The following is a 26,593-nucleotide window of genomic DNA, read 5'->3' as shown; positions in this document are numbered from 1 at the left end:
CGGCGGGCCAGAGGGAGGAACGCTCATGGCGGCCACGCTACCAACGGGGGCGGACGCGCCAGGCCGCGGGCGCCGTCGTCGGGAGCGGCTCCGTGGCCCACGCCACGCCCGCGCGCCCGCGACACGCGCGCGGTGGCGGCGGGCCGAACGCCTCGTCTACGGTGCTCCCCATGGCCTTGTTCTCCCAGCCGGTGTTCATCAACCTCCCGACGACGGACACCGAGCGGATCCGTGAGTTCTGGACGACCCTGGGCGCCACCGCAATGGACGACTACTCGGACGAGCACTCGGTGTGCATCGAGCTCACCGAGTCGACGTACGCGATGTACCTCAGCCCCGGCTACTACACCGACTTCATCGGCAACCGTGAGATCGCCGACTGCCTCACCACCAACTCCGCCCTCATGGCGCTGACCGTCGGCGACGCCGCGGCGGTGGACGCCCTGGCGGACCGGGCGATCGAGCTCGGCGCCGCCGAGGTGCCCCTGCCCGAGGACCTGCGCGAGGAGATGGCCGACTCCGGCATGCACTCCCGCGAGATCGTCGACCCGGACGGGCACCAGTGGGAGTTCGTCACCGCCTGAGCCCGCCGGCTCAGGCGCCGAGTCGCCCGGTGAGGCGCGCGTGCATCGCCGCGGAGGCCTCGTTCAGCCCCGTCACCTCGGCGTGGATCCCGTGCCGGGCGTACTTGGTCAGCACCGAGTCGAGCGCGGCCACAGTGGAGGCGTCCCACACGTGCGCGGCACTCATGTCGATCACGACGCGCGGCGGGTCGAGGGCGTACTCGAACTGCGAGTAGAGGTCGTTCGAGGACGCGAAGAACAGGGCGCCGTGCACGCGATACGTGACGGCGTCGCCGTCGTCGTGGACCTCGCGGACCACCGTGACCAGACGCGAGACGCGCTGAGCGAAGAGCACCAGCGCAGCGAGCACGCCCACACCCACGCCGATCGCGAGGTTGTGAGTGAGCACCGTGGCCGCCACGGTCACGACCATGACGGCGGTCTCCGAGCGCGGCATCGCGCGCAGGGTGGCGGGGCGCACCGAATGCCAATCGAAGGTGGCGGCGGCCACGAACATCATCACGCCCACGAGCGCGGCCATGGGGATCTGCGCCACGAAGCCGCCGAAGGCCACCACGAGCACCAGCAGGAACACGCCCGCGAGGAACGTGGAGATCCGGGTGCGGGCGCCGTTCGCCTTGACGTTCATCATGGTCTGCCCCACCACGGCGCAGCCGCCCATGCCGCCGAACAACCCCGAGACCACGTTCGCGACACCCTGCCCCCAGGACTCGCGCGTCTTGTCCGAGCGGGTGTCGGTGATGTCGTCCACGAGCTTCGCGGTGAGCAGGGACTCGAGCAACCCCACGAACGCGATGCCGACGCTGAACGGCAGGATCAACCGGAGGGTCTCCCACGTCAGCGGGACGTCCGGCAGGCCGAGCACGGGCAGCGCATCCGGCAGCGCGCCCCGGTCCCCCACGCGCGGCACGGCCAGGCCGGCGGCCATCACCAGGGCGGTGACCACGACGACGGCCACGAGCGTCGCCGGCACCGCCGTGGTGAGCCGCGGCAACAGCACCACGATCGCCAGGGCCAACGCCGTGAGCGGGTACACGAGCCACGGGACGCCGATCAGCTCGGGCAGCTGCGAGGTGAACACGAGGATGGCCAACGCGTTGACGAACCCCACCATCACCGAGCGCGGGACGAACCGCATGAGCCGGGCCACACCGAACACGCCGAGCAGGATCTGGATGACGCCGCCGAGGATGATCGCGGCAAGCAGGTGCCCCACCCCGTACGCGTGGGACAGCGGTGCGACGACGAGCGCCACCGCCCCCGTGGCCGCGGAGATCATGGCGGGCCGGCCGCCCACGATCGCCGTGGTCACCGCCATGGTGAAGGACGCGAACAGCCCGACGCGCGGATCCACGCCCGCGATGATCGAGAACGCGATGGCCTCCGGGATCAGCGCGAGCGCCACCACGACGGCGGCCAGCACCTCCGTGCCCAGCAGCCGAGGGCTGCGCAGGGTGCGCAGGACGGACTGCCGCTGGAGCGGCGTGAGGGCAGGCGGGGGCGCGGCGGGTAAGGCGGGCATGCTCCCGAGGGTAGCGGTGCGCGGGCGGGGTGCCCGCCGGTGAGCGGGCCCGCCCGCCACCCCTCACGCCGTCCGCATCACCCGCACGGGGTCGCGGAACGCGGCGAACGCCGCCGGGGCGAGGCTGGCCAGCAGCGCGGTGAGGGCGGCCAGCACGGCCACCGCCGCCACGAAGTCCACCCCCAGCGTCCCGCCCTGGCCGGCGACGACGGCGTACCCGGCTCCGGAGCCCAGCACGGCGCCCAGCAGCGCAGGCACGGCGGTGCGCACGGCCACGAGCAGGATCAGGTCTCCGCGGCCGATGCCGAGGGTGCGGCGGCGGCCGAGGTCGCGGCGGCGGATGAGGACGTCGGCGAGCACCACGATGGACACGAAGAACGCGCCGGCTCCGAGGATCAGCAGCAGCAGGGAGCGTCCGAGCCCGGCGAGCTCGCCGGTGATCACCTGGTTGCCGGCGGAGAGGGCACGGGCGGTCTGGATGGAGGAGGCGCGCGGGTCGGGGTCGATCACGGCGAGCGCGGCCTCCTGCATGGCGCGGGTGCCGGCGGTGTCGGCGGCGAGGACGCGGACCTGCTGCATCACGAGGGCGTCCGGGGCGGCGGGGACGGTGAGGGCGTAGCCGTCGAGGTCCTGGAAGGGGTCCTGGGCCTGAAACGCCCCGACGACGGCCCACTGGCGGCCGTCCGTGGCCTCGATCGCTCCGGAGGGCTGGGCGAGGCCGAGCTCGGCGAGCTTGGCCTCGGGGACCACCACCTCGCCGGGGGCGGGCAGGCGGCCGCGGGTCAGCTCGATGCCACGGTCCAGGGTGCCGACCACGTTCGTCACGGCCACGCGGGCGCCGCCCCGGCCGATCCCGGTGTTCACGGCGTCCATGGGCGAGTCCCGGGCGAGGGCGGCCTCGGCGGTGTCGAGTCCGGCGAGGGTGGCCGCGGTGGCGCCGGTGAGGAAACCGGTGCCGCCGGTGTCGGTGACGGTGAGCACGCGGGCGCCGGGGCCGGAGAGCTCTGCGGCGACGGCCGCCTCGGTGGCGGCCTGCCTGCCCACGGTGGCCACGGCGGCGAAGCACATGGCGGCCACCACGAGCAGCACGAGGGCGGAGGGCACGGGAGAGGTGCGTGCGGCGGTGACGGCTTCACGCAGCAGGGTGCGCAGGTTCATGGGCGGTCCTCCCGGTTCACAGCCGCACCACCTCGTCGGCGCGGGCGACGACGGCGGGGTCGTGGGTGGCGACCACCACGGTGCGCCCCTCGGCGGCGGCATCGGCGAGGGCGTCCATGACGAGGCCGGCGTTGTCCGGGTCGAGGTTGCCCGTGGGCTCGTCCGCGAGGACGACGACGGGCGCGTTCACGAGGGCGCGGCACACGGCCACCCGCTGCGCCTGCCCGCCGGAGACCTGCCCGGGCCGGTGGTCGGCGCGGTGGGCGAGGCCGAAGCGCTCGAGCAGCGCCCGTGCCCGGTCCTCGAGCGTCTGGCGCTCCAGCCCGGCGTAGAGGCCGGGCTCCACCACGGAGTCCAGGATGGGGCGGGACGGGTCCAGCTCCGAGTCCTGGAACACGAATCCCACGGAGGCGGCGCGCAGGCGGGAGCGCTCCCGGTCCGGGCGGGTGGAGGCGTCGACGTCGCCGAGGCGCACCACTCCGGAGGTGGGCGTGAGCATGAGCCCGAGCACGTACAGGAGGGTGGACTTGCCGCGCCCGGAGGGTCCGGTGAGGGCGGTGACGGCGCCCGGCGTGAACGCGTGGGTGAGGCCGTCGAACAGCTCCTCGGCGGCGCGGGTGTAGGCGAAGCGCAGGTCCTCGACGGCGAGGGCGGCGGGGACGACGGGGGCGGCGGGCGTGCCCGGGGTGGCGGGCCCCGTCATCGGGTGCCGTTCAGCACGCGCACCTGCTCGCCGGCGTCCACGCCGTCCACGACGGCGAGGCCGTCGGCGGAGCCGAGGACGGTGACGGTGCGGTCCTCCGCGGCGCCGTCCCGGACCACCGTGACCGTCGCGGCGCCGTCTGGCTGGGTGCGCAGGGCGGACACGGGGACCACGGGCCCGGAGACGGGCGGGACCACGCTGACCTGGGAGAGCAGGGAGGTGGTGGCGTCGGCGGGCAGGGTGTCGCAGTCCTCGCCGCAGACCACGCCGCCGTCCGGGGCGGTGAGGGTGATGCGGATCAGGCCCTGCTCGTCGGAGGTGGACTCGCCGGCGACGGCCTTCCATTCGTGTTCGCCGTGGGGCACGGTGACCTGGGTGCCGGCCGGGATGAGGGCGGCCTGCTCCTGGTTGACCTCGAGGGCGAAGTCCGGTTGGTCGCCGGGGCGGGCCACCACGTTCTCGCCGCCGGCGAGGGTGGTGCCGACGGCGGTGGTCTTCGCGTCCACGCTGAGGGGCGCGGGGAGGGCGTCGAGGACCACGAGCTGGCCGAGCTCCACGGTGTCCGCGGCGGGGTAGCCGCGTTCGGTGAGCCAGTCGTCCCAGGCGTCCGCGGTGGCCTCGTCCCACGTGCCGGTGGCCTCCACCTTCGCGCCGGTGGCGGCGAGCATGCGCTGGAACGCGGCGACGTCGTCGCCGGAAGTGCCCTCCCCGAGAGGGCGCCACTGGGGAAGCTCGCCCTGGAGGACGAGCACGGGCTTCTGGGCGACGGCGTACAGCACCTCCCCGGCAGCCACCTCGCCGGACTCTCCGGCCCGGGTGACGACGCCGGTCAGCGCGTTCACCGCCGCCGGCGTCTGCTCGCGCGACACGGAGACGCCGAGGGTGATGACGCGGCCGAGCTCCTGCTCGGCGACGGTGACGAGGGCGCTCGCGGCCGGACGCTGCTCGGCCTGAGCCGGAGGGGTGAGCGTGACCCGGCCGGCCCAGAAGGCGAGCGCGGCGACGGCCACGAGCGCAAGGACGAGGGCGGCCCAGCGGGCGGGGCGATTCATCCGGATGACCCCCAGAAGACATCCTGCGGCGGAAGCTCCGGGCATGTCTGCGCGACCTCGGCCTGGCGTTCTGCCGACACGCCCCTCATGCTGTCCGCGAAGGGCCACCACTGGTGGCGGCCTGGAGTGTAGAACGCGGAGACGAATGCCTCTTTGGAGGGGCGCGCGGAGGTGTCGACCGTGTAGCCGTAGGCCTCGAGACACGGGATGAGGTATTGGTCCCAGTAGTCATAGACGAGGCGGAGCTGCGGATCGGTCCAGTCCTGGGTGTAGCTCGGATCCACCGGGTGCTGTGCGTAGCAGGTCACGTAGGCCGCCTCGAAAGCAGACCTCTGGGACTCAGGTGGGGTGTCGATCTGAATTCCCCCGGTCGGACCGACCGAGTTCGGCCACCCGGCCTCGGCCAGGCATGTGGACACCATGCGGTCCGACTCGAGGGACGTGGCGTACCACCCGGAGCGCTCCACCTGAGGCGGCGCGGGCATTCCCGCCCCCTGAGCGTGCCGCGCGACTTGCTCACGGTAGGCGCGCTCCTTCTCCGCCTCCGTCGTCAGGAGGGGTTCGATCCTCTCGGTGGGAACCCACTGCGAGGCGTCCCAGGTCTTCTCGGCCGTCGCGGTGGGGGGAGCGGCGACCGTGGATGAACCGCCGAGGCCCGCAGACTCCCGACCGACGCAGCCGGTGAGGGTCAGGGCGACGGCCGCCACCAGGGCGGCCGTCGCAGGAATGCGTAATGAAGTCATCGGTGCCGGCGAGTCAGTACGGGTAGTAGCAGTAGCCGTAGGTGCCCGACAGGAGGAGTCCTGCGCTGCAGTCCTGCCGACCGGAGTCCGTCAGCGCCTGCGCTGGCACCGCACCGGAGACGGCCAACGGTCCAGCGACGGCCACGCCGGCACCGACCTTAGAAATCCGCTGCTTCATACCCATGTCGCTCCTCCTTATGGTTCACGCTCAGTCGTGATCTGCGTCACACTCTATGAAGGTGCTCGCCCTGTGTCCAGAGAATTCTCGGTCGGTCCACAGACGTGCCCCACCAGGGAGTCAAGAGGGTCCTGCGCGTGACGGATGCGCAATCTCAGGGGACGAATGAGCGCGGCCACACCGGCAGGGGTGGCCCGACGATCGGGTTTCGATACTCCCGTCACCGCCGCGCGCCCTAGCCCCGTACACCTCCGGCTCCGGAGAGGTGCGGGCTCGTGAAACTCACCGGCACCTGGATCGAGAAGGTCATCGGGTGGTCCCGTGTCGCAGCGACGCCAGCGGCCAGTGGCTGGGCGCCGGCGCCATCCAGCCCCGGCCTCAGCGGGCGTCCTCGCGCGCGGCGGGCGCGCCGTCGTCGTCCTGCTCCTCCGCCTGTTCCCCGCCCTGGAACTGGCTCCTGTACAGCCGGAAGTACGCGCCGCGAGCGGCCAGCAGCTGATCGTGCGAGCCCTGCTCCACGATGTCGCCGTCCTCCATCACGAGGATGACGTCCGCGTCCCGGATGGTGGAGAGGCGGTGGGCGATCACGAAGCTCGTGCGGTCCGAGCGCAGCGCCGCCATCGCGCCCTGGACCAGCACCTCGGTGCGGGTGTCCACGGAGGAGGTGGCCTCGTCCAGGATCAGGAGCGAGGGCTGGGCCAGGAACGCACGGGCGATGGTGATGAGCTGCCGCTCGCCCGCGGACACGTTGGCGGCGTCCTGCTCGATCACGGTGTCGTAGCCGTCGGGCAGGGTGTGCACGAAACGGTCCACGTAGGTGGCCTTCGCCGCCGCGACGACCTCCTCGTCCGTGGCGTCGAGTCGGCCGTAGCGGATGTTCTCCCGGATGGTCCCGCCGAAGAGCACGGCGTCCTGGAGCACCATGCCGGTGGCGGCGCGCAGCTCGCCGCGGCTGACCGTGCGGGTGTCCACGCCGTCCAGCAGGATCCGCCCGCCGTCCACCTCGTAGAACCGCATGATCAGGTTGACCAGGGTGGTCTTGCCGGCACCGGTCGGCCCGACGATCGCGACCGTCTGCCCCGGCTCCGCCACGAAGTTCAGGTCCGTGATGAGCGGCTTCTCCGGCGTGTAGGAGAAGCGCACATGCTCGAACTCCACGCGACCGCGCAGCGGGCGCGGGAGGTGGGCGACGCCGTCGGGCCCGGGGATGGCGGAGGGCGCCGTTTCCCGAACGAAAGCGCTCTCGGAGGGCGCCGTTTCCCAAACGAAAGTGCCGTCGGGGGTGCGGGCGGGGGTGCCGTCGGGGGTCTCCTCCGGCTCGTCGAGGAGCTCGAAGATGCGCTCGGCCGACGCCACGCCGGAGATCAGCATGTTGGACATGCCGGCGATCTGCCCAAGCGGCTGGTTGAACTCGCGCGAGTACTGGATGAACGCGGTCACGGCGCCGAGGGTCATCTGCCCGTTGGCCACGCGCAGGCCGCCGACCACCGCGATGCCCACGTAGCCCAGCCAGTTCACCCACTGCATGATCGGCATGATCATCCCCGAGTAGAACTGCGCCGTGAACGCGGCCTCGTACAGCTCCTCGTTGCGCTCGTCGAAGCGCGCGGCCATGTCCCGCTGACGGCCGAACACGGTCACCAGCTCGTGCCCCGTGAACGACTCCTCGATGTGCCCGTTGAGCCGGCCCGTCTCCCGCCACTGCGCGGAGAAGAGCGCCTGGGACTTCTTGCCGATCACGCCCACCACCACACCGGCCACCGGCAGGGCGATCAGGGCGATGAGCGCGAGCTGCCAGGACAGCCAGAACATCATGCCGACGATGCCGATCACGGTCAGCGCCGAGTACACGAGCGAGGCGAACGCCTGCTGGAGGGCCTGCTGGACGTTGTCCACGTCGTTGGTGGTGCGGGAGAGCAGGTCGCCACGCTGCCCGCGGTCGAAGTGGCTCAGCGGCAGCCGGTTGATCTTGGCCTCGATGTCCTCGCGCAGGCGGAACACGAGGCGCATCACGAGGTCGTTGAGCACGCGGCCCTGCAGCCACATGAACAGCTGGGCCACGAGGTACATGGCCAGCACGATCAGGATCAGCCGGCCCAGCTCGGTGAAGTCGATCCCCTCGCCCGGTGTGAACGCCATGCCGGAGAGCATCTCCGCGGCCTGGTCCTCGCCCTGGGCGCGCAGCCCGTCGATGACCTGCTCGCGGCTCAGCCCGCCGGGCATCTGCGCGGAGACCACGCCGCCGAAGATCACGTCCATCGCCCGGCCGAGCACGCGCGGCGCCCACACGTTGAACACCACGGCCACCAGCACCGTGACGGCGACGACGGCCAGCCCCAGCTTCTCCGTGCGGAACAGGCTCATGAGCCGCTTCGCGGACGGCCAGAACGCCTTGGCCTTGCGGGCCGGCCCGCCGCCCCAGTCGTCGGTGGCGCCCTGCTCCTGGATCTCGAGGATCTCCTCGTCCGTCAGGTGCTCGCTCATGCCACGTCCTCCGCGGTCAGCTGGGAGTCCACGATCTCCCGGTAGGTCTGGTTGTCCGCCAGCAGCTCGGCGTGGGTGCCGCGGCCGACCACGCGGCCCTCGTCCAGCACGATGATCTGGTCGGCGTCGGTGATGGTGGCCACCCGCTGGGCGACGACGATCCGGGTCACCCCGGCCGCCGCGCGGTCGAGCGCCGCCCGCAGCCGCGCGTCGGTGGTGACGTCCAGGGCGGAGAATGAGTCGTCGAACACGAGGACCCGCGGCTCGGCCACGAGGGCACGCGCGATGGACAGGCGCTGGCGCTGGCCGCCCGAGACGTCCGTGCCGCCCTGAGACAGCCGCGAGTCCAGACCGGAAGCCGCCGCCTCTCCCTTGCCGGTGGTGCGGGCGCGCACGAAGTCGGCGGCCTGGGCCGTCTCGAGGGCCGCCCAGATGCGCTCGTCCGAGGCGTCCGGGGCCCCGAACTGCATGTTCTCCCGCACGGTGCCGGAGAACAGGTACGGCTTCTGCGGCACGAGGGCCACGGCCTCGGTCAGCTCGGCCCGGGCCAGGTCGGTCACCGGCACGCCGTCCACGAGCACCTCGCCGGACGTCGCGTCGTACAGCCGCGGCAGCAGACTGATCAGCGTGGACTTGCCGGAGCCGGTCGAGCCGATGATCGCCGTCGTGGTGCCGGGGGCGACGGCGAAGCTCACGTCGTCGAGCACCGGCGCCTCGGCGCCGGGGTACTGGAAGGTGACGTGGCGCAGCTCCACGGCGCCGTCGCGACGCGCGGGGCTCACCGGGCGGGCCGGCTCGCCGAGCGTGGGGACGGTGTCCAGGACCTCGCCGATGCGGCGCGCGGAGATCACGGCGCGCGGGAGCATCATCATCATGAAGGTGCCCATCATCACCGCCATGAGGATCTGCAGCAGGTACTGCATGAACGCGGTGAGCGCGCCGACCTGCACGAGCCCCGCGTCCACGCGCTGGCCGCCGAACCACAGGACGGCGGCGGTGGCGAGGTGGAGGATCATCGTGATGACCGGGCCGAGCAGCACGAACAGCCGGCCGATCCGCACGGACGTCTCCGTCAGGGCGGCGTTGGCGTCCGTGAACCGGCGCGCCTCGTGGCGCTCGCGCACGAACGCGCGGACCACGCGGATGCCCTGGATCTGCTCGCGCATCACGCCGTTGACGTCGTCGATGTTGTCCTGCATCCGCTGGAACAGCGGCATGAGACGCGCGACGATCCACGCCACGATCACCAGCAGCACCGGCACGGAGACCCACACGAGCCAGGACAGGCCCGGGTCCTCGCGGATGGCCATGATGATGCCGCCGACCGCCATGATCGGCACGGCCACCATGAAGTTCAGGGCCATGAGGGTGAGCATCTGGACCTGGTTGACGTCGTTGGTGCCGCGCGTGATGAGGGTCGCGGCGCCGAAGCGGCCGAGCTCCTCCGCGGAGAACGCGTCCACGCGGGTGTAGACGGCGCGGCGCAGGTCCCGGCCGACGCCCATCGAGGCCTTCGCGCCGAACCACACGGCGGCGATCGCGGCGACCACCTGCACCAGCGCGACGCCGAGCATCACGAGGCCGAGGTCCCAGATGCGGGCGGTGTCGCCGCGGGCCACGCCCTCGTCGATGATGCGGGCGTTGAGGCTGGGCAGGTACAGCATGGCCAGCGTGCTGATCAGCTGCAGCACGACGACGGCCGCGACGGCGCCGCGATAGCGCCGGCCGTGACGGCGGAGCAGGGTCCAGAGCATGGGGCTCCCAGGGAGTCGGGATGGGCGCGCGGCCGCGTGGGCTGCAGTGAGGTGGGCCGACGTGGGCCGGGTTCATTGTGCCCCAGCCGCGGGCGAGGAGGTCGGGCAGCAGCCGTCGTCGTCGGACGCCGCGGGCGCACCCCGGACAGCCGGCTGCCGAACCACCCGCTGGCGGACCCGCACGAGGACTGAGCGACGCCAGACGGGGGGCGTGAGCCAGACGTTTCCGCGGCTGAGGGTCCCTCAGAACAGCACGAACATCTGGCTCACGCCCCCGGAACGCCTGGCTCAGCGCCCGAAGAGCCTCGCGAAGAACCCTGCGGCCCCGGCACGGCCCGCGCGGGCTGCGTCGCGCTCGGCATCAGGGTGACGGCCATCGCACCACTGCGCCGCGGGGACGACGGCCTTGAGGGACTCGACGTGCCGGCCGCATCCGGCCCAGGTGGCCCTGCGGCAGACGGGTCAGCGCGCCGGACGGCACATGAGGGATCCTTTCGGCGAGGGGGCTTCGGGGTGGCCGGTCAGGCCAGGGTCATGAAGAGCTTCTCGAGCTCGGCGACGGTGAGCTTCTCCTCGTCCTCCGCCTTCTCGGGGTCGGCGAGGCAATACTGCATGGCGGATGAGACGACCGCGAAGCCGGCGCGATCCAGCGCGGTGGAGACGGCGGAGAGCTGCGTGACCACGTCCTTGCAGCGACCCTCGCCCTCGACCTCGCGGATGACGGCGTCCAGCTGGCCGCGGGCCCGCTTGAGGCGGTTGAGGATCTTGCGCTGGGTCTCGGCGTCGGCGGTGCGCACGGCGACCTCCTTTGTCACGGTGGCGGGGAGGGGAATCATATCCCCAGGGGTATCCGGCGACGTCGCCGGATGTCACACGAGGAGACCGATGAGCTCCCGGACGAGGATCACCAGGCCCATGGCCAGCACGAACCAGCCGAAGCCCTTCTTCAGCGCCTTCTCCGGGACCCGCTTCATGAGCGGAACGCCGATCAGCGCACCGACCACGGCCACACCGGTGACCCACAGCAGCAGGTCCCACGGCAGCGTCACGCTGGTCAGGTAGCCGCCGAGGCCCGCGAAGGACTTCATGGCGATCACCAGCAGGGACGTGCCCACCGCAGCGGACATCGGCAGGCCGCCGAGCAGGACCAGCGCAGGGACCACGAGGAACCCGCCGCCGGCGCCGACGATGCCCGTGACGAAGCCGACGACGACGCCCTCCAGCAGGATCTTCCCGAGCGGGTGGCGGCGGGGCTCGACGTCAGCCGAGGCCTCCACTGAGGGGGCGGCCGCCGGCTGCGTCTTCTTGGGCCGGATCATGGCCCACGCCGTGAAGAGCATCATCACCGCGAAGGCGATCAGCAGCAGGGTCCCCGGCAGGAAGCCGCCGACGACGCCGCCCAGGAGGGCACCCACCATCGAGGCCGCGCCGAAGATCAGGCCGGTGCGCCACCGGACGGTGCCGTGCCGCGAGTGCAGCAGCACTGAGACCAGCGAGGTCACACCCACCACGAACAGGGAGCCCGCGATGGCCTGCTTCGGCTCGAGGCCGGCCACGTACGTCAGCAGGGGCACCATCAGGATCGACCCGCCGCCACCCATGAGGCCGAGCAGCAGGCCGACCACGAGGGCCAGGGCGAGGACGATCCACATCACGGGTCAGCTCCGCTTCCCCGCGCCGGTGGGGATGCGGCCGATCACGTCGCCCGCGGAGCGCTCCTGCGCGGGGCGGTTCCACGGCATCTTGGCCAGCACGGACGCCATGGCGCACGTGTTGGACACGGCGGAGAAGGACAGGCCCGCGCCGATCGCGGCGGGGATGAGGCCGAACCGCTTCGAGCCGACCTGGGAGGCCACGGCCCCGACCAGCGCGATGGACCCGGCGGTCATGCGGACCTGACGGTCCATGGACCAGCGGTTGCCGCTGCGGACGACCTCGCCGCCGGCCTCGGCGTAGGCGGAGATGCCGCCCTGCAGGACGCGCGCGGAGGTGAAGCCGGCCTGGGCCAGACGGTCCTGGGCGGTGCCGGCCCGGCTGCCGGACTGGCAGACGAGCACCGCGGTGCCGTCCAGGCGGGCGGCGACCTCGTCCGCGTGCTCCTGGAGCAGGTCCAGCGGCACGTTGTAGGAGCCGGCGATGTGCTCGGTCTCGAACTCGCCGGGGGTGCGCACGTCCAGCACGACGGCGTCGGGGCGGGCGGCCAGCTCGGCCTTCAGGTCGCGCGGGGCGACGGGGGACAGGGTGACGCTCATGGGAGGGGCTCCTCGGGGTTGGTCTGGGGGTGTGTCAGGACTGCTGCCAGGCGGCGTAGCTGCCCTCGAGCTCGATCACGTCGAACCCGGCGCGGCGCAGCGCCTGGGCGGCCACGATGTTGCGCAGGCCGGACTGGCAGAAGGTCACCAGGGTCTTGTCCTTCGGCAGCTCCTCCTGGTGGAAGAGCACCTTGCCGGCGTTCAGCTGCCGGGCGTCCGCCACGGTGCCGTGGGAGAACTCGGTCTTGTTGCGCACGTCCACCAGCACGGTGTCCTGCTCCGCGCCGACCTCGCCGGCCTCGATGCGGGACCGCAGCTCGTCGGCCTGCACGGTGGGCACCGGCTCCAACGTGAGGCCGTCCACGGAGGTGGTGAACGCGGCGGCGGCGTCGACGCCCACGCGGATCATGTGGTCGCGCATCGTGTGCGCGTCCTCGCGGTCCTCGGCGAGCAGGACGAGGGCGGCGTCGTCGCTCTCCGGGTCGTAGGCCCAGCCGGCGTGCGTGGCGACCTTGCCGCGGGACGGAAAGGCCAGCGCGCCCGGCACGGTGCCGGCGAGGATCTCGTCCACACCGCGGGTGTCCGCGAACACGGCGCCCTCGGCGAGCGTCGCCTGCACGCCCCCGGCGTCCAGCTCCTCGAGCTCGGGCAGCTCGCCCAGGATGGCTGGCCCCTGCTTGTTCTGGCGCTTCATGCGGGCGAAGTAGGCGTGGGCGTCGGGCTGGCCGTCGAGCAGCTCGTCGATGAAGCCCTGCTCGTCGTCGTTCTTCAGGTAGTCGGACCACCACGCGTACTTGCGCTCGTAGCCGACCGTGGTGGAGGGCAGCGCGCCGAGTGCCTTGCCGCAGGCGGAGCCGGCGCCGTGGGCCGGGAACACCTGCACGTGGTCCGGGAGGGTCAGGAACTTCGCCTTGAGGGAGGCGAAGAGCTGCTGGGCGCCCTCGAAGCGGGTGTCGACGCCGCCGGCGGCCTCGTCCAGCAGGTCCGGGCGGCCGAGGTCGCCGGAGAACACGAAGTCGCCGGTGAGCATGTAGCCCGGGGCGTCCGCGAAGGCGCCGTCGGTGACGAGGAAGGACAGGTGCTCGGGGGTGTGGCCCGGGGTGTGCACGGCCTCGACGGTGATGTTGCCGAGCGTCACCGTGTCGCCGTCCTTGAGGAGGTTGCCCTCGAAGCCGTAGGCCCAGTCCTCGCCGCCCTCGCCGGACAGGTGGATCTGGGCGCCGGTGGCGTGGGCCAGCTCGCGGGTGCCGGAGAGGTAGTCCGCGTGGATGTGGGTCTCGGTCACGTGGGTGATGGTCATGCCGTTCTTGGCGGCCAGGTCCAGGTACACCTGGATGTCGCGGCGGGGGTCCACCACCATCGCCTCGTTCTTCGCCTGGCAGCCGATCACGTAGCTGGCCTGGGCGAGGTCCTCGTCGTAGATGCGCTCGAGCAGCATGGTTCTCCTCCGGGTCGGGGGGTCTCGATGTCCATCCGATACCCCCTGGGGTATGTCGAGAACGAGCGTAGGGTATACCCCCAGGGGTATGCAAGAGAGAGGGTGAGCCCGGGCGGCGACGGGAAGGGACGGCACGGTCGGGAGACGTCGCCAGGGGGCGTGAGCCAGATGATTCCGCTGCGGATCGGGCGTCAGAACGGCAGAAACGTCTGGCTCACGCGGCGGGGGGCGTGAGCCAGATGATTCTGCTGCGGATCGGGCGTCAGAACCGCAGAAACGTCTGGCTCAGCGCCCGGGCCCCTCAGAGCAGGGGACGCAGCGGGACCAGGAGGACCTCGACCACGCGGGCGAGGCGGTGACGGTCCTTCCAGCGCGGGGTGTCGATCCGGACGGCCCGCTGGGCGTCGAGAGCGAAGATCTCCTCCATCCGGGCGGCGAAGTCGCGGTCCACGACCACCACGTTGGACTCGTAGTTGAAGCCCAGGGAGAGGCGGTCGACGTTGGCCGAGCCCACGGTGGACCAGATGCCGTCCACGGTGGCGGTCTTCGCGTGGATCATGCTGGCCCTGTACAGCAGGATCGTGATGCCGGCCTCGAGCATCTTCCCGAAGAAGCCGCGCGAGGCCCAGTCCGCCACGATGTGGTTGGAGTCCTCCGGCACCATCACCTGCACGTCCACCCCGCGCCGGGCCGCGTGCAGCAGCGCCTCGAGGACCTGCTGGTCCGGGATGAAGTACGGCGTGTTGATGAGGATGCGGTGCTGCGCCCGCTGGATGGCGTCGAGGTAGCTCAGCCGGATCGGGTAGACCAGGAGCGGCGGCTGGTTCGCGGCCACGGTGACGCGCGGGTCCCACGTGTCCGGGGGGCGCCAGGACATCTGCTCGCCCGCGCGGTGGTGGGCGTTCCACTTGATGGAGATCGACTGGCCCAGCGCCCACACCGCCGGGCCGCGCTCACGCACGTGGGTGTCCCGCCACAGGCGGGCGTAGTCGTCGCCGATGTTGAAGCCGCCGGCGAAGCCGACCTCGTCGTCCACCACCATGATCTTCGAGTGGTTGAACCCGCTGTGCCGGACCACGCCTCGCCAGATCGGGCGGGCGAAGGCCGGCAGCCGGAACACGTGGATGCGCGGGTCCAGCTGACGGTAGAAGCGGGGCGGGACCACGAGGTTCCCGAACCCGTCGTAGGAGACGTAGACCTCCACGCCGCGCGCGGCCGCCCGGTTGAAGGCGTCCATGAACCGCTGGCCCGTGGGGTCGTCCTTCCAGATGAAGGTCTCGAACTTGATGATCCGCTGCGCTCCGTCGATCGCGGCGATCATCTCCTTGTAGAGGTCCTCACCCGAGGTGAAGATGCGCAGCTCGGAGCCCTCCACGTGGGCGTCAAACACGCCGGGGTTCGGCGCGGGTCGGCGCACTCGGCCGCCGCGCTTGACCATGTCCACGCCGGTGAGCCCGGCGGCGACCGTCAGCGGCAGTCCCACGAGACCGACGCCCGCGGCCACGGCCGCTCCCCGGAGGAGACGACGGACCGGCAGGCGGGACAGGGACGGCAGGGACGGTCGACGCATTCGCTCAGTCTACTCAGGGCCCCGTCAGCGCGGATCGGTCGAGCGGCGCATCTCGGTCCAGGCCGCGCTCACCTCGGAGCGCATGCGCACGAGTTCGATCGCCGTCTCCTGCAGCCTCCGGGCGCTCTCGCTCTCGGGGATGTACTGCCGCACCCGCTGGGCCTGGTCCTCCGCGGAGACGTCCACCATGACGGCGATCGAGTGTGCCACCAGGCGGGACTCCGCCCCGGTGCGTCGGCTCGCGTAGACGCGCAGCGCCACATGCATGGACCGCTCCGTGGTGTTCACCAGGAGGGCCTCCACGCGCACGAGGTCGCCCACGTGGATGTTCCGCACGAAGCGCACACCGCCGCCGAACACCGCGACCACGGATTCATGTCCGGTCCAGCGGGCGGCGCAGACGGCGGCCGCCTCGTCCACCCAGCGCAGGATCGCGCCCGCATTGATGGTGCCGCCCACGGTGGCCTCCGCGTTGGGGGCCAGGAACGCGAGGGTGCTCATCTCCTCGGGGGCCTCCCCGGGCGCGGGGAACGGCAGTCGGGCCATGCCACGCTCGACGGCGCGGCGGGCCACGGTGGAGCGGCGGGCCTGTTCGTCGCGCTCGATCTGGCCGGGGGTCGAGGGCTCCCAGACCGGCACGGTCACGCGCACCCCGTCCTCCTCCGCGGCGTAGACCACGAGGGACGAGGTGGCGACCACGGGGTCGCCGTCGTCGTCGCGGATCTCCGGCAGCAGCAGGCGGGTCTGGACGTGCACCTCGGCGCCGTCCGTGTGGACCACGCGCGCCTGCACCACGGCACGGCGGTCCACCGGCACGGGGTGGCGGAACTGGGTGTGCCCCATGTAGCGGGCACGCACGAACGTCCCGGCCCAGCTCGCCGCGACGGCGTAGCCGGCCTTCTCGATCCAGGAGATGACGGTGCCGGCGTCCACCAGGCCGGTGGGATGGTCGAAGCTGTCCGCCCGGAATTCAAGGGCGAGGGCTCCGGGTGGTCTCATGCCGTCGAACGTATCACCCGAGTCCGGGCCCTGTGCGGCCGGTCACGCCCCGTCCAGGAGTCTGCGGGGAACCTCTCGGCCGCGCCCCAAGCGGGTCCGTGCACGGGGGACAATGGACCCATGACCGCCTTCGACCGTCTCCCCCTGCCCGCGGAGCCCCAGACCCCGCACGACCGCCTGCGCCGCCGCACCGAGGCCGCCGTCGCCGAGCGCGGGGAGGCCGCCGTCGCCGGGCTGGCGGTGCGCCTGATGACCGGCGCGGCCACTCCCGATGACGTCACCTCGGGCGCCGCCCGCGCCCTCACCGGCGACGACGGCGACCTCAGCCCCGCCGCGACCGGCGCCCTGGCCCTGATGCACGCGTGGCACCGCAGCGCGCTGCCCGCCCTGACCGGGGCGCTCACCGCCCCCGAGGCGGACGTCCGCTCGGCGGCCCACCTCGTGCTCGCCTCCCGCGCCGGCTCGCTGCGCCGCGACGCCGCCGTCGACCGCACCCTCGTGGACGCGGTGCGGGCCGGCTGTGCCGACCCGGACCCGGAGGTCCGCGCGTCGGCCGCGTCCGCACTGGGTGCCCTCGCCCGCCCCGAGGACCTCGAGTCCGCCCTGCCCGTGCTCACCGGCATGGTGATGGACGTGGACGCGGACCTGGCCGCGGCCGCCGAGCTGGCCCTCGAGCAGCTCGCGATCCGCCTGGACCGGCCCGGCCTGCGGGTCAGCCTCGAGGGCTGAGGCGACGCCCGTGCAGTGCCCCCACTTCGACGTCGGCGAGTGCCGTTCCTGCCCACTGATGGGCGTGCCGTACGCCCGGCAGCTCGCGGACAAGCAGGCCGCGGTCCTGGCCGCGCTGGCGGACGCGCTCGATGCGGACACGGTCGTGGCCGAGCCGTTCGCCTCCGCGGAGGCCGGGTTCCGGAACAAGGCGAAGCTCGTGGTCACGGGGTCGGCGGCGGCGCCGCGGCTGGGCATCCTGGACCCGCGGCAGCACCCCCGCCATCACGACGGCGCCGGCGTGGACCTGCGCGACTGCGGCCTGTACGAGGCCGGCATGGAGGGCGTGTTCGAGGCGTGCGCGGCGGCGGTGACGGCGGCCGGGCTGGAGCCCTACGACGTCGCCGCCCGCACGGGCGAGCTGAAGAACGTGATCGTGACGCTCTCCCCCGACCGGGAGGCGATGGTCCGGTTCGTGCTGCGCTCCGCCGACCGGCTGGACGCGCTGCGCGCGGCGGTGCCGGGGCTGCTGGATGACCTCGCGGCGCGCGGGACACCCGCCGCCGTGGTGAGCGCGAACCTGCTGCCCGAGCACGTGGCCCTGCCCGAGGGCGACGAGGAGATCGTGCTCGCCGGCGGGCCGACCCTGCGGATGGAACTGAACGGGATCGGCCTGCGGCTGCGCCCGCAGGGGTTCTTCCAGACGAACACCGCGGTGACCGAGGGGCTGTACGCGACGGCGGCGGCGTGGGTCGCCGAGGGCGGTGTGCCGGCGTCGGCGTGGGACCTGTACTGCGGGGTGGGCGGGTTCGCGTTCCACCTGGCCCGGGCCGGCGTGCGCGACGTGTGGGGCATGGAGTCCTCCGCCGAGGCGGTGGCCGCGGCCCGGGAGACGGCCGCGGAGCTCGGCCTGGCCGACCGGGCGCGCTTCTCCGCCGGCGACGCCACCTCCGCGCTTTCGTTCGAGAAACGGCGGGCTCCGGAGGCGCTTTCGTTCAAGAAACGGCGGCCCCGCCCGGACGCCGTCGTCGTGAATCCGCCCCGGCGGGGCATCGGCGCCGAGCTGGCGGACGCGCTGGAGGACTCGGGTGTGCCCACCGTCCTGTACTCCAGCTGCAACCCGGCGACGCTCGCGCAGGACCTGGCCCGGATGCCGAGCTATCGGGTGGCGCGGGTGCAGGTGTTCGACATGTTCCCCCAGACCCGGCACGCGGAGGTGCTCACGCTGCTGACCCGGCGGTGACGGGGGCCGGGGCGCGTCACCGCGGGCTCCCCGCCCGGCGGTTCCGCTTCTTCAACTCGACGAAGACCTGCAGCAGCGTCAGAGCCGACGGCGCGAGCGCGGGTTGCGTGAGCACGAGCGGTTGCGCACGGGTCAACCCGCCACCCTGCAACGGCCGTCCCGAGTCCCACCGGTTGGCCTTGCGCAGACCACCCTCGTTCCACAGCCGCTCGTCCACCTTGAGCGCCACCTTCATCGTGTGCTCCGACTCTGGCGCCACAGCACGGACTTCCTTCACGTCCGCCCAGTCCACGGACCAGTCCCGCGTCCACACCCGTCGCTCATCGAACGTGACATGCCGAGGCCGGAACAGACCCATCGTCGCGGCGGGAAGCACCGCCAACGCCAGCGCCAACCCGATGAACGACGCCACACGCCACACCCCGAACCCGGCCGAGACATCCTCCGGCGGCCGGAAGATCACCCACACGAACACCGCGATGCACACCACGACGATCAGCCACAGGAGCAACCACCGCGCCGGACGCACCCGCGCCTGCACCGGCAGACTCGCCAGGATCTCCTCCCGCGTCGCCTTCTTCCGCAACCGCGTCGGCTTCGCATCCATCACTTGCTCATCATCCAGTTCATGAGCCCTTCGCCCCCCGGCCATCTCCGCCGAGTGTGTCCTGCTCGTTCCCGGGCCACGCTTCCGGCGCGCGGGGGCACACGTCCGCCCCGTCGGCACGACCCTATTCCCGGAACCCACCGCGCCGCAGCGACATCACCGCAGCTGAGAACCGCTGTGATGTCGCTGCGGTGCGGTCGGCCGGAACGACGGCGCGCTCGCTGCGGTGAACATCGCCGCGGCACTCCCCGTGCGGCCCCACTTCCCCGCCCGTAGGCTGGTTCCCATGTCGCAGACGCTCACCCCCGCCGCTCCGCAGGACCTGAACGCCCGCCGCCACCGGCTCCGCCGCTACCGCGCCGTCATCTTCGACATGGACGGGGTCATCACGAACACCGCCGGCGTGCACGCGCAGGCGTGGAAGGAGCTCTTCGACGGGGCGCTGCCCGCCGTGGGCGCGCTGCCCGCCAACGCCGCCGTCGTCGCCGCGGACCCGGACGTGCTGCGTCCCTTCGACGCCGCCGCCGACTACCTGCACCACGTGGACGGACGCCCCCGCGAGGACGGGGTCCGCACGTTCTTCGCCTCCCGCGGCCTGAGGGTGCCGGAGGCCGACGCCCCCGAGGCGGACGCCGCCCCGGAGCTGACCGTCCTCGCCCTCGCCGAGCGCAAGCAGGGCTACTTCGAGCAGGTGCTCGAGCGCGACGGCGTCCGCGTCTTCCCGGAGGCCCAGGACCTGCTCGAGCGGCTGCGGGCCAAGGGCGTGCCGGTCGCACTGGTCACCAGCTCCAAGAACTCCCGCGCCGTGCTCACGGCCGGCGGCGTGCTGGACTTCTTCCCCGTGATCGTGGACGGGAACACCGCCCTCGAGCGCGGGCTGCCGGGCAAGCCGGACCCGGCGATGTTCTGGGAGGCCGCCCGGGAGCTGGGCGTCGACGTCGCGGACGCGATGGTCCTCGAGGACGCCGTCTCCGGTGTGAAGGCCGCCGCGGACGGCCGCTTCGGCCTCGTGATCGGCGTGGACCGCGAGCCCGATCTCGGCAAGGGCCGGCTCAAGGAGGCCGGCGCCCACCTGGTGGTCCAGGACTACGGGACCCTGCATCTGGAGGACCGCACCACCACCCCGTTCGACCCCGCGTGGGTGCTGCGCTGGGACCGCTTCGACCCGGCCTCCGAGGGCACACGCGAGGTGCTGTGCACCCTGGCCAACGGGTACTGGGGCACCCGCGGCGCTGTGCCCGGCACGCGCATCTCCTCCGTCCACTACCCCGGCACCTACATGGCCGGGGTGTTCAACCGGCTGACCTCGATGGTCCAGGGCCGGGTCGTGGAGACCGAGCACATGGTCAACATCCAGGACTGGACCCCGCTCGTGGTGACCCCGCGCCACGGCCGCCCGCTGCTGCCGGGCGAGGAGAACCTCGTGGAGTACGGCCAGGAGATGGACCTGCGCCGCGGCGTGCTCTCCCGCACCATGACCTTCGAGGACGAGCAGGGCCGGCGCACCACGGTCCACACCCGGCAGTTCACCTCGCTGGCCAACCGGCACCTCGCCGCGATCGAGCTGACCGTGGTGGCGGAGAACTGGTCCGGGGACCTCACGGTGCGCTCGAAGATCGAGGGCCGCGTGGCCAACCTCAACGTCTCCGACGACCGCACCCTCGCCAACCAGCACCTCGAGCCGGTCCAGGCCCGGGAGATCGACGGCGAGACCGTCCTGCTCGAGACCGCCACCAACCAGTCCGGCATCCACGTGGCCGTGGCCACCCGCACCCGCCAGGTGGCGCCGGTGGGCCACCACGAGCCCATCCGCCGCCCCGTGGACGGCTCGGACCTGGTGGTCGGCCAGGACATCCTCCTCCACGTGGACGAGGGCGTGCCGCTCGTGCTGGAGAAGATCGCCGCCGTCGCCACGAGCCACGACCACGCCAACGCCTCCGTGTGGGAGTCGGCGGTGAAGGACGTCCAGCGCGCCCAGAACTTCCGCAACCTGCTGACCCTGCACGAGCAGCGCTGGGGCACCAACTGGGACCGGTTCTCCGTGCGCATCGACCTGGCCGAGCCGTACCGGCATCAGCGCCGCTCCACGGCGGCGGAGGCCGGCGGCGAATACGCGCCGCCCGTCGTCGACGCCGGCCACTCGGCCCCGGTGGGGTCCGCGGTCCCGATGGGCAAGGACGGCGCGTCGCTGCGCCAGCAGCTCGCCCTGAACCTGCACACGTTCCACGTGCTCCAGACGGCCTACGGCCGCCGCCGGGACCTGGACGCCTCCGTGGGGGCACGCGGCCTGCACGGCGAGGGCTACCGCGGCCACATCTTCTGGGACGAGATCTACGTCTACCCGATGCTCACGCTGCGCCGCCCCGAGATCACCCGGGGCCTGCTGATGTACCGCTACCGGCGTCTCAACGAGGCCCGCGCCAACGCCCAGGCCGCGGGCTGGGCCGGCGCCATGTACCCGTGGCAGTCCGGCGCGGACGGCTCCGAGGAGACGCCCACCGAGCTGTGGAACCCGCGCTCGCGCATGTGGATGCCGGACAACTCCCACAACCAGCGGCACGTCTCCCTGGACATCGCCTACTCGGTGCTGCGGTACATCGAGATCACGAAGGACACGTCCTTCATCTCGGACTACGGCGCGGAGATGCTCGTGGAGATCTCCCGGTTCTTCATGTCCATGACCCTGCACAACGCCGTCACGGACCGCTACGAGATCCACGGCGTCATGGGCCCGGACGAGTTCCACGACGGCTATCCCGAGACCCCCGGCTCCGGCCTGCGCAACAACGCGTACACGAACGTGCTGACCTCGTGGGTTCTCGCGGAGACCGCCCGCCTGGTCCGCTGGCTGGACACGATCGACGACGGCCTGCCCGAGCTCATGGAGATCTCCGAGGAGGAGATCGAGCGCTGGGAGGAGGTCAGCACCCGCCTGACCGTGCCGTTCTTCAAGGAGGGCGAGGAGGCCGGCATCCTCGCCCAGTTCGAGGGCTACCAGGACCTGCTCGAGTTCGACTGGGAGGCCTACCGCGCCAAGTACGGGAACATCGGCCGCATGGACCTGATCCTGCAGGCCGAGGGCGACGCCACCAACCGGTACAAGCTCTCCAAGCAGGCCGACACCCTCATGCTCGGCTACCTGTTCTCCTCCGAGGAGCTGGACCGGATCCTGCGCCGCATGGGCTACGAGCTGCCGCAGGAGGCGTTCGAGCGGATGGTCACGTACTACGAGGCCCGCTCGACGCACGGTTCCACGCTCTCCCGCCTGGTGCACGCGTGGGTGGCGGCCCGCACGGACCCGGACCGCTCGTGGGACCTGTTCACGGAGGCCCTCGAGTCGGACCTCTCGGACACGCAGGGCGGCACCACCAAGGAGGGCATCCACCTGGGCCTGATGGCGGGCACCGTGGACACGGTGATCCGCTGCTACGCGGGCCTCGAGACGCGCGACGACGTCGTCCGGCTGCACCCCCGCATGCCCGCCCAGCTGCCCGGCGCCCGGTTCACCATCCGGTTCCGCCAGCAGCCCGTGGTCATCCAGATGACCCAGCGGGAGGTGACGGTGGCCGCGGGCGAGGGCATGTGGCACGACGTGCCGATGATCATCGCCGGCCGCGAGCACACCCTGTCCCCCGGCGAGAAGCTGACGGTCCCGCTGGGCTGAGGGCCGCCGTCGTCGGCCACCCCACCCCGTCCCTTTGGGGGCGAAAGTGGGCGGTATCCCGCGCGGATACCGCCCACTTTCGCCCCCGGACGCGGGAGGACGCGGGAGGACGCGGCTGCCGCCCCGGCTCAGCGCAGCGGCAGCTCGGCGCGGACCACCCAGCAGCCGCCCAGCGGGCCGGCCGTGAGGGTGCCGCCGAACACGGCCACGCGCTCGCGCATGCCGGCCAGGCCGAAGCCGCTGGCCATCGCGACCACCACGCGGTCGCGGCGGGGCTCGCCCTCGTCCATGGGGCTGGCGATGCACAGCACGAGGCGGTCCGCGCCCTCGAGCTGCGAGGTCAGGCGCACCGTGCCGCGGCGCGGGGCGTGCTTGAGGATGTTCGTCACCGACTCCTGCACCACACGCAGCACGGTCAGCTCCAGGGAGCGCGGCAGCTCGTCCAGCTCGGTCAGCGAGCGCTCGACCGCGAACCCGGCCGCGTGCAGCTGGGCCTCGAACTCGTCGAGGCGGGCCGGCAGGTCCACGACGGCGTCCCCCTCCGCCGTCTGCGCGTTGCGGGAGGAGCCGCGCAGCGCGGTGAGCATGCGGCGCAGGTCCACGAGGGACTGCCGGGCGGCCTCCTCGATGGCCTTCTCCGCGGCGGCCCGTTTGTCCGGGTCCCTCTGGGTGGGCAGCATGGCGGCCTGCATCGAGATCACGGTGAGCCCGTGCGCGACGACGTCGTGCAGCTCCGCCGCGATCCGCTGCCGCTCCGCCTCCGCGGCGCAGGCGGCGGCCTCCTCGGCCCGGCGCAGGGCCGCCTCGCGGTCCCGGGCCCGATGCCGGGATCGGCGGATCATGAAGGCCGGCACCGCCACGCACAGCGCGACGATGAGCGTGATGACCATGACGCCCTTGAGGCTGTCCTCGTCCGCCCACGTGCCGTCGGTGAGGACCTCGCCCGCGACGGTGAGCAGGATGAGGGCGCCCAGGGCGAACCAGACGAACACCCGGTGCGAGTACCGCGTCACCATGGCCGCGCCCAGGACGACCCCGCCACTGAACGCCTGCGGGGTGAGGTGCGCGTGGTCCGCCTCCACGAGGCCCACCAGACCGAACGTGCTCCCGAGCAGCACGAACACCGCCGCGAGGGTGGGCTGCCACCCGAACAGCAGCGTGACCAGCACGCTCGCCAGGAACAGGACCCAGCGCAGGAGCGGCTCCCGCCCCTCACCCGTCAGCCCGCCGTCCTCCTCGAGGATGCCCGCGAGTTCGGGGTCAGCGCTCAGCCCGGCGGCCACCGTGGGCCCCAGCACCAGGGTGAGGATCTCCCCCAGCACCATGAGCCCGACGATCACGTAGAGGACGATCCGCATGTGCCGGGAGACGGGTTCCGTGCGCAGGATCGCGGGCAGGCGGGAGTCCAGGGGAGACTCGGCGGGCGGGCGCGACGTCGCCGTCGTCGTCCGAGCCGGGGCGGGCGCCGCGATGCTCATCCGATGTCCACGAGGCCCGCGCGGGCGGCGCGGATGAGGATCTGCACGCGGTCACGGACCTGCCACTTGTCCAGGACCTTGCCGATGTGGGACTTCACCGTGGCCTCCGCGAGGAACAGGGCGCCGGCGATCTCCGCGTTGGAGGCGCCCTTGGCGAGCTCGCGGACCACGTCCAGCTCGCGCTCGGTGAGGCGCTCGTGCGGGGCGAGGGGCTCGGCCGGGCAGGGGTCGGCGTGCTCGGGGGCCGCGGTGACGGCCTCCACCAGGTCCGCGGCCACGCGGGCGGAGAACACGGCGTCCCCGGCGTGGACGCGGCGGATGGCGTCCACGACCTCGGCCGGCGGTGCGTCCTTCACGAGGTAGCCTGCGGCGCCGGCGCGCAGGGCGGGCACGAGGTACTGCTCGGAGGAGAAGGTGGTGATCGCCAGGACGCGCACGCCCGGGGCCTCGGCGGAGATGCGCGCGGTGGCCTCGACGCCGTCCATGCGGGGCATCTGCATGTCCATCAGCACGACGTCGGGGGCCAGCGTGCGGGCCGCCTCGAGGGCCTGGACCCCGTCCTCGGCGGAGCCGACCACCTCGAGGTCCTCGGCCTGGGCCACGAAGTGCTCGAGGGCGGTGCGCATCAACGCCTGGTCGTCGGCCACGACTACTCGGATCATGGCGTCCAGCCTAGGAGGCGCACAGGCCGCCGCGCGTCCACCGAAGGTCGACGTCGGCCCCCGCCTCGGGGCGGACCGGGCCGGCTCCCGCGCCCGGCCGGCCACCGCAGTCCCGGCGCCTCCGTGGGCAGAACCCACAACCCCGTCGCCTCCGTGGGCAGAACCCACAACCCCGTCGCCTCCGTGGGCAGAAGAGAGGGCACTTCTGCCCACGGAACGCTCTGGCCTGCCGCTTCCGCCCACGGAACCGGGCCGCCCCACCCGGGCCCCGCTCCACCCCCCGCGCGTCACCGCGGCAGCAGGAACCAGCCCATCACGGCCATGCCGAGGATCCCGGCGAGCATGGCCGGCAGCAGCACCACGAACAGGTTCCGCCGCGTCACGGCCCAGCCGGGCATCTGCGGCGACTGCGCCCCCGCGGCCATGCCGTGGGCCACCTGGATGCGAGCGGGCCCGGCGACGATGCCCCAGCCCGCGGCCGCGTTGTGCAGGCCGTTGGACCAGGGCGGGGGGACGCCCAGGGCGGCGCCTGTGTCCATCTGCAGGGGGCCGATCAGGGCCATGGCCCCGGTGTTCGAGGCCGTGATGAAGCCGGCGAACGCGCCGAGGAACGGCATCGCCACCAGGTAGGACTCCCCCATCCCGCTGAGTGCGCCCGCGAGCGCCTGCGAGACCCCGCCGGCGGAGAGGATGAGCCCGAACGCCACGTAGAGCGCGTTGGGGATGGCGGTGCCCACCCACAGCTTCCCGGCCTCGCGGGGGACGCGGCGGCGGGCGGCGGCGTCGAGGTGGAGCAGCTGCACGCCCACGCCCACCGCCACGAACGCCCACAGCGCCGGCGTCCCCACGAGGGCCGCCACCCCCTCGAGCCCGAAGGCGCCCTTCACGGTGGTGCCCAGCACGGTGCCGGCCATGAGCGTCAGGTACGGCACCACGTCCCGCCCCGGCCCGGGCAGCAGCCGGCCGCCGCGGATCACGAGCAGCCAGGCCACGGTGAGCACGAACGTGGCGACGGCGCCCGCCGGCGCGGTGCCGACCACGAGGTTCGCCCCCAGGATCAGCGCCCACTGGGCGACCCCGGAGAGCACGGCGACGCCGAGCCAGGGCAGTGTCCGGGCCGGGCCGGCGTCGACTCGCATGCCGCGCGCCCCGCGCAGCAGCAGCACCGTGGCCACGCCCGCCACCAGGCAGGCCGGCAGGTTGAACACCGCGGCGGTGACCCCGATCTCCCGGAAGTCCAGGCCGAACAGGCGGGCGCCCATGAGCGTGCCCGGCGCCATGGACCCCCACGGCCCGATGGTGAGCGCGAGGATGGAGATCAGCGCGGACCGGAACGCCGTGTAGCCCAGGCCCAGCAGCAGCGGCACGCCCACGATCAGGGAGACGCCGAACCCGGTCACGGTCTCGAGGAACGGGATGACGCCGTGCACCATGAGCAGCGCGGTCGCGATCGTGGGGCCGTTGCCCGCCGAGAGCCACGCGGCCAGGCGCGCGTGCCCGCCGGAGTACTCCATGACGCGGGACAGGGTGATGCCGCCCGCGATGATCGCCAGGATCTCGAGCAGCGTGGGCACGCCGGCGCCGATCGCGCCGCCCAGGTCGCCCGGGGCCACGCCGAAGGCCGTGAGGGCCAGCAGCACGGCCACGGCCGTCCCGGCGGCCGGGGCCACCCACGCGGGCAGCCGGGTGAGCAGCAGCACGAGGGTGAGCAGGATGGGTGAGAGCGCGAGCAGCACCTCCACGGCGCACCCCCTTCCCTCGTGTACTGCGCCCCACTGTAGGCGCGGGGTGGGG

22 protein-coding genes are annotated in these 26,593 nt (G+C 72.6%); 4 read left to right on the top strand and 18 right to left on the bottom strand.

From position 1 onward, the window contains the following. The first annotated feature begins 170 nt into the window (after positions 1–170). Complete coding sequence (locus ACZ1IK_RS06475) at positions 171–584, top strand: VOC family protein (RefSeq protein WP_020621736.1); 414 nt, start codon at positions 171–173, stop codon at positions 582–584. Between the two features lie 10 nt (positions 585–594). Here ACZ1IK_RS06475 and ACZ1IK_RS06470 read toward each other — a convergent pair whose 3' ends face one another. From ACZ1IK_RS06470 to ACZ1IK_RS06405, 14 genes are all read right to left on the bottom strand, one after another. After that, a complete protein-coding gene (locus tag ACZ1IK_RS06470; RefSeq protein ID WP_020621737.1) occupies positions 595–2,106 on the bottom strand; it encodes a SulP family inorganic anion transporter in 1,512 nt (503 codons plus the stop codon). A 63-nt stretch (positions 2,107–2,169) separates the two neighbouring features. Further along, positions 2,170–3,264, bottom strand: coding sequence for a permease (locus ACZ1IK_RS06465; protein ID WP_020621738.1), 1,095 nt, complete (start codon positions 3,262–3,264; stop codon positions 2,170–2,172). Between the two features lie 16 nt (positions 3,265–3,280). Next, a complete protein-coding gene (locus ACZ1IK_RS06460; RefSeq protein ID WP_216882638.1) occupies positions 3,281–3,967 on the bottom strand; it encodes an ABC transporter ATP-binding protein in 687 nt (228 codons plus the stop codon). Next, positions 3,964–5,019 carry a hypothetical protein gene (locus ACZ1IK_RS06455; protein WP_020621740.1) on the bottom strand — a complete coding sequence of 352 codons (1,056 nt, stop codon included), beginning with the start codon at positions 5,017–5,019 and terminating at the stop codon, positions 3,964–3,966. The genes ACZ1IK_RS06460 and ACZ1IK_RS06455 overlap by 4 nt, the downstream gene beginning before the upstream one ends. Then, positions 5,016–5,762: a hypothetical protein gene (locus ACZ1IK_RS06450; RefSeq protein WP_227717954.1), complete on the bottom strand. Its 747-nt coding sequence runs from the start codon at positions 5,760–5,762 to the stop codon at positions 5,016–5,018. Before ACZ1IK_RS06450 ends, ACZ1IK_RS06455 begins: the two co-directional genes overlap by 4 nt. A 13-nt stretch (positions 5,763–5,775) precedes the next feature. Continuing rightward, positions 5,776–5,946: a hypothetical protein gene (locus ACZ1IK_RS06445; protein WP_020621742.1), complete on the bottom strand. Its 171-nt coding sequence runs from the start codon at positions 5,944–5,946 to the stop codon at positions 5,776–5,778. 372 nt (positions 5,947–6,318) lie between these two features. Next, positions 6,319–8,424 carry an ABC transporter ATP-binding protein gene (locus ACZ1IK_RS06440; RefSeq protein WP_135040224.1) on the bottom strand — a complete coding sequence of 702 codons (2,106 nt, stop codon included), beginning with the start codon at positions 8,422–8,424 and terminating at the stop codon, positions 6,319–6,321. Then, complete coding sequence (locus ACZ1IK_RS06435; protein ID WP_465098403.1) at positions 8,421–10,178, bottom strand: ABC transporter ATP-binding protein; 1,758 nt, start codon at positions 10,176–10,178, stop codon at positions 8,421–8,423. Before ACZ1IK_RS06435 ends, ACZ1IK_RS06440 begins: the two co-directional genes overlap by 4 nt. Before the next feature lie 521 nt (positions 10,179–10,699). Next, on the bottom strand, positions 10,700–10,975 hold the full coding sequence (locus tag ACZ1IK_RS06430; protein WP_044659303.1) for a metal-sensitive transcriptional regulator: 276 nt from the start codon (positions 10,973–10,975) through the stop codon (positions 10,700–10,702). Between the two features lie 72 nt (positions 10,976–11,047). Next, on the bottom strand, positions 11,048–11,830 hold the full coding sequence (locus ACZ1IK_RS06425) for a sulfite exporter TauE/SafE family protein (protein ID WP_080696032.1): 783 nt from the start codon (positions 11,828–11,830) through the stop codon (positions 11,048–11,050). 6 nt (positions 11,831–11,836) lie between these two features. Continuing rightward, the gene (locus tag ACZ1IK_RS06420) at positions 11,837–12,430 is read right to left on the bottom strand and encodes a rhodanese-like domain-containing protein (protein ID WP_052007121.1); all 594 of its coding nucleotides are present in this window, start codon (positions 12,428–12,430) and stop codon (positions 11,837–11,839) included. Between the two features lie 34 nt (positions 12,431–12,464). After that, complete coding sequence (locus ACZ1IK_RS06415; protein ID WP_036384546.1) at positions 12,465–13,868, bottom strand: MBL fold metallo-hydrolase; 1,404 nt, start codon at positions 13,866–13,868, stop codon at positions 12,465–12,467. Between the two features lie 301 nt (positions 13,869–14,169). Next, positions 14,170–15,438 carry a phospholipase D-like domain-containing protein gene (locus tag ACZ1IK_RS06410; RefSeq protein ID WP_465098402.1) on the bottom strand — a complete coding sequence of 423 codons (1,269 nt, stop codon included), beginning with the start codon at positions 15,436–15,438 and terminating at the stop codon, positions 14,170–14,172. 24 nt (positions 15,439–15,462) lie between these two features. Next, positions 15,463–16,437, bottom strand: a complete 975-nt coding sequence (locus tag ACZ1IK_RS06405) for an acyl-CoA thioesterase (RefSeq protein WP_036384550.1) — start codon at positions 16,435–16,437, stop codon at positions 15,463–15,465. A 120-nt stretch (positions 16,438–16,557) separates the two neighbouring features. Between ACZ1IK_RS06405 and ACZ1IK_RS06400 the strand changes: the two genes are divergently transcribed. Both ACZ1IK_RS06400 and rlmC read left to right on the top strand, forming a co-directional pair. Then, the gene (locus ACZ1IK_RS06400; protein ID WP_020628173.1) at positions 16,558–17,166 is read left to right on the top strand and encodes a HEAT repeat domain-containing protein; all 609 of its coding nucleotides are present in this window, start codon (positions 16,558–16,560) and stop codon (positions 17,164–17,166) included. A 10-nt stretch (positions 17,167–17,176) separates the two neighbouring features. Further along, a complete protein-coding gene (gene rlmC, locus ACZ1IK_RS06395) occupies positions 17,177–18,388 on the top strand; it encodes a 23S rRNA (uracil(747)-C(5))-methyltransferase RlmC (RefSeq protein ID WP_182488571.1) in 1,212 nt (403 codons plus the stop codon). Positions 18,389–18,404: 16 nt separating this feature from the next. Here rlmC and ACZ1IK_RS06390 read toward each other — a convergent pair whose 3' ends face one another. After that, positions 18,405–18,995, bottom strand: a complete 591-nt coding sequence (locus ACZ1IK_RS06390) for a hypothetical protein (protein ID WP_036316210.1) — start codon at positions 18,993–18,995, stop codon at positions 18,405–18,407. Positions 18,996–19,281: 286 nt separating this feature from the next. Between ACZ1IK_RS06390 and ACZ1IK_RS06385 the strand changes: the two genes are divergently transcribed. After that, positions 19,282–22,659 carry a beta-phosphoglucomutase family hydrolase gene (locus ACZ1IK_RS06385; RefSeq protein WP_135039927.1) on the top strand — a complete coding sequence of 1,126 codons (3,378 nt, stop codon included), beginning with the start codon at positions 19,282–19,284 and terminating at the stop codon, positions 22,657–22,659. Positions 22,660–22,787: 128 nt separating this feature from the next. On the opposite strand, the gene ACZ1IK_RS06380 is transcribed toward ACZ1IK_RS06385, so the two are convergent. The 3 genes from ACZ1IK_RS06380 to ACZ1IK_RS06370 form a co-directional block, all read right to left on the bottom strand. After that, entirely contained in the window at positions 22,788–24,137 is a 1,350-nt protein-coding gene (locus tag ACZ1IK_RS06380) for a sensor histidine kinase (RefSeq protein WP_020623969.1), read from the bottom strand. Further along, on the bottom strand, positions 24,134–24,799 hold the full coding sequence (locus ACZ1IK_RS06375) for a response regulator transcription factor (RefSeq protein ID WP_036382382.1): 666 nt from the start codon (positions 24,797–24,799) through the stop codon (positions 24,134–24,136). The genes ACZ1IK_RS06380 and ACZ1IK_RS06375 overlap by 4 nt, the downstream gene beginning before the upstream one ends. A gap of 287 nt (positions 24,800–25,086) precedes the next feature. Further along, entirely contained in the window at positions 25,087–26,541 is a 1,455-nt protein-coding gene (locus ACZ1IK_RS06370; protein ID WP_070709911.1) for an L-lactate permease, read from the bottom strand. Positions 26,542–26,593 lie beyond the last annotated feature (52 nt).

The sequence above is a fragment of the Micrococcus sp. CS26 genome (genome assembly GCF_055522295.1).
The sequence above is the reverse complement of the archived record's forward strand: the minus strand, read 5'-3'. Positions and strand labels throughout refer to the sequence as shown.

Excerpts from the sequence above, each read along its gene's own strand:
- ACZ1IK_RS06460 (WP_216882638.1), bottom strand. The coding sequence starts at position 3,967 with ATGACGGGGCCCGCCACCCCGGGCACGCCCGCCGCCCCCGTCGTCCCC.
- ACZ1IK_RS06455 (WP_020621740.1), bottom strand. The coding sequence starts at position 5,019 with ATGAATCGCCCCGCCCGCTGGGCCGCCCTCGTCCTTGCGCTCGTGGCC.
- ACZ1IK_RS06445 (WP_020621742.1), bottom strand. The coding sequence starts at position 5,946 with ATGGGTATGAAGCAGCGGATTTCTAAGGTCGGTGCCGGCGTGGCCGTC.
- ACZ1IK_RS06475 (WP_020621736.1), top strand. The coding sequence starts at position 171 with ATGGCCTTGTTCTCCCAGCCGGTGTTCATCAACCTCCCGACGACGGAC.
- ACZ1IK_RS06390 (WP_036316210.1), bottom strand. The coding sequence starts at position 18,995 with ATGGATGCGAAGCCGACGCGGTTGCGGAAGAAGGCGACGCGGGAGGAG.
- ACZ1IK_RS06380 (WP_020623969.1), bottom strand. The coding sequence starts at position 24,137 with ATGAGCATCGCGGCGCCCGCCCCGGCTCGGACGACGACGGCGACGTCG.
- ACZ1IK_RS06420 (WP_052007121.1), bottom strand. The coding sequence starts at position 12,430 with ATGAGCGTCACCCTGTCCCCCGTCGCCCCGCGCGACCTGAAGGCCGAG.
- ACZ1IK_RS06470 (WP_020621737.1), bottom strand. The coding sequence starts at position 2,106 with ATGCCCGCCTTACCCGCCGCGCCCCCGCCTGCCCTCACGCCGCTCCAG.
- ACZ1IK_RS06435 (WP_465098403.1), bottom strand. The coding sequence starts at position 10,178 with ATGCTCTGGACCCTGCTCCGCCGTCACGGCCGGCGCTATCGCGGCGCC.
- ACZ1IK_RS06405 (WP_036384550.1), bottom strand. The coding sequence starts at position 16,437 with ATGAGACCACCCGGAGCCCTCGCCCTTGAATTCCGGGCGGACAGCTTC.
- ACZ1IK_RS06415 (WP_036384546.1), bottom strand. The coding sequence starts at position 13,868 with ATGCTGCTCGAGCGCATCTACGACGAGGACCTCGCCCAGGCCAGCTAC.
- ACZ1IK_RS06410 (WP_465098402.1), bottom strand. The coding sequence starts at position 15,438 with ATGCGTCGACCGTCCCTGCCGTCCCTGTCCCGCCTGCCGGTCCGTCGT.
- ACZ1IK_RS06465 (WP_020621738.1), bottom strand. The coding sequence starts at position 3,264 with ATGAACCTGCGCACCCTGCTGCGTGAAGCCGTCACCGCCGCACGCACC.
- ACZ1IK_RS06385 (WP_135039927.1), top strand. The coding sequence starts at position 19,282 with ATGTCGCAGACGCTCACCCCCGCCGCTCCGCAGGACCTGAACGCCCGC.
- ACZ1IK_RS06425 (WP_080696032.1), bottom strand. The coding sequence starts at position 11,830 with ATGTGGATCGTCCTCGCCCTGGCCCTCGTGGTCGGCCTGCTGCTCGGC.
- ACZ1IK_RS06450 (WP_227717954.1), bottom strand. The coding sequence starts at position 5,762 with ATGACTTCATTACGCATTCCTGCGACGGCCGCCCTGGTGGCGGCCGTC.
- ACZ1IK_RS06375 (WP_036382382.1), bottom strand. The coding sequence starts at position 24,799 with ATGATCCGAGTAGTCGTGGCCGACGACCAGGCGTTGATGCGCACCGCC.
- ACZ1IK_RS06440 (WP_135040224.1), bottom strand. The coding sequence starts at position 8,424 with ATGAGCGAGCACCTGACGGACGAGGAGATCCTCGAGATCCAGGAGCAG.
- ACZ1IK_RS06400 (WP_020628173.1), top strand. The coding sequence starts at position 16,558 with ATGACCGCCTTCGACCGTCTCCCCCTGCCCGCGGAGCCCCAGACCCCG.